This is a genomic window from Burkholderia sp. AW49-1, assembly GCF_053427845.1.
Genome location: NZ_JBSAXF010000074.1, coordinates 1 through 1,756, shown reverse-complemented (window position 1 = coordinate 1,756; position 1,756 = coordinate 1). Strand labels below are relative to the sequence as shown.

The following is a 1,756-nucleotide window of genomic DNA, read 5'->3' as shown; positions in this document are numbered from 1 at the left end:
TCTTGGTACGGGCCGTGGCGGCCGGTTGAGTCTGTCGTGCAGCAGCGGAAGAGGGTATCGATTGCATGGGAGTCACCATTCGTTCTTCACGGATTGCGGGCGTGAGCGTCCCCGCGCGAGGCGCGCAACGCGACTCGCGGACAACGGCTCATGCCGGATGGAACAGTGCGCGCGGCGCGCGCGGGCGGACGGCGGTCCGCGTATCTCAGGCGTGCAGGCGTGGAGCGATGCCTGCGCCGCCGTGATGCGTGGCGATCAGTGGCCGGTTTTCAGCTGCGCCCACAGACGGTTCTCGAGGCGCAGGATGTCGGCCGGCATCGGCTTCATCAGCACCATCTTCTTCAGCACGTCTTCGGGCGGATAGACGGTCGGATCCTGCGCGACGGCCGGCGTCACGAACTGGTGCGCGGCCTTGTTCGCGGTCGGGTAGAACACCGTGTTGGTAATTGCGGCGTTGACCTTCGCGTCGGACACGTAGTTGATCCACTTGAGCGCGGCCTCGGGGTGCGGCGCATCCTTCGGGATCACCATCACGTCGAACCACAGCAGGCCGCCTTCCTTCGGGTTCGTGAACTTGATGTCGTACGAGCGCTTCGCCTCCGACGAGCGGCGGTGCGCGATGCCGACGTCGCCCGACCAGCCGAGCGCGACGCACACGTCGTTGTTCGCGAGGTCGTTGATGTAGCCGGACGAGTTGAACTGGGTGATGTACGGGCGGACTTTCTTCAGGACTTCGAAGGCAGCCTGGTAGTCGCCGGGATTCTTGCTGTTCGGATCCTTACCCATGTATTGCAGCGTGGCGGCGAACACGTCGACGGCCTGGTCGAGGAACGACACGCCGCAGCTTTTCAGCTTTTCCATGTTGGCCGGGTCGAACACCAGCGCCCAGCTGTCGACGGGCGCCTTGTCGCCGAGCGCTTTCTTCACCGCCTGCGCGTTGTAGCCGATGCCGTCCGTGCCGTAGGCCCAGGGGACGCCGTACTGGTTGCCCGGGTCGGCATCCGAGATCATCTTCATCAACAGCGGGTCGAGGTTCGCGAGGTTCGGGATCTTCGACTTGTCGAGCTTCTGGTACACGCCGGCCTGGATCTGCTTGGCCATGTAGTTCGAGGTCGGCACGACGATGTCGTAGCCCGAACTGCCCGCCAGCAGCTTCGCCTGCAGCGTGTCGTCGCTGTCGTAGTTGTCGTACTTGACGTGGATGCCCGTCTGCTTCTGGAAATTCGGGATCGTGTCGGGTGCGATGTAGTCGGACCAGTTGTAGACGTTCAGCTCGTCGGCTCGCGCCGACGGGCTGGCGACCGACGTGAACGCGGCCGCGGCGGCAAGGGCAGCGATGGAACAGGCTTGGCGAAGAAAGCAGGCACGCATGGTGGGATTCCCCTGGGTTATGGTGGCGTGCGGCGCCCGCCGCACGCCTGTAGGCAAAGTCGTTACGAAAGGCCCAATTGCTGGGCGGTCGCATCGACGGCCTTCTTCGCCTTCGATACGAGTTCATCGATTTCCTGACGCGAGATCACCAGCGGCGGCGACAGCAGCATCCGGTCGCCGGTCGCACGCATGATCAGGTTGCCGTTGAAGCAGAAGTCGCGGCAGGTCGTGCCGACGTCGCCGCCGTTCGCGAAGCGGCGGCGTTCGGCCGGCGACTCGGCGAGCTGCAGGCTCGCGACCATCCCGTGGCCGTGCACCTCGCCGACGATCGGGTGATGCGCGAAGGTTTCGCGCATCAGTGCCTGGAAGTACGGGCCGGTGTCGT

1 protein-coding gene and 1 pseudogene are annotated in these 1,756 nt (G+C 64.7%); both read right to left on the bottom strand.

Annotation, left to right across the window (positions count from 1 at the left end; translation table 11 throughout):
• Positions 1-255 precede the first annotated feature (255 nt).
• Positions 256-1,371 carry a polyamine ABC transporter substrate-binding protein gene (locus ACV22W_RS33430; protein ID WP_448023803.1) on the bottom strand — a complete coding sequence of 372 codons (1,116 nt, stop codon included), beginning with the start codon at positions 1,369-1,371 and terminating at the stop codon, positions 256-258.
• 62 nt (positions 1,372-1,433) lie between these two features.
• Positions 1,434-1,756 (bottom strand): annotated as a pseudogene (locus ACV22W_RS33425) (aspartate aminotransferase family protein); the annotation flags it as partial.

What these genes read in the sequence shown, in the direction of transcription:
- ACV22W_RS33430 (WP_448023803.1), bottom strand. Translation starts at nt 1,371, where the DNA reads ATGCGTGCCTGCTTTCTTCGCCAAGCCTGTTCCATCGCTGCCCTTGCC.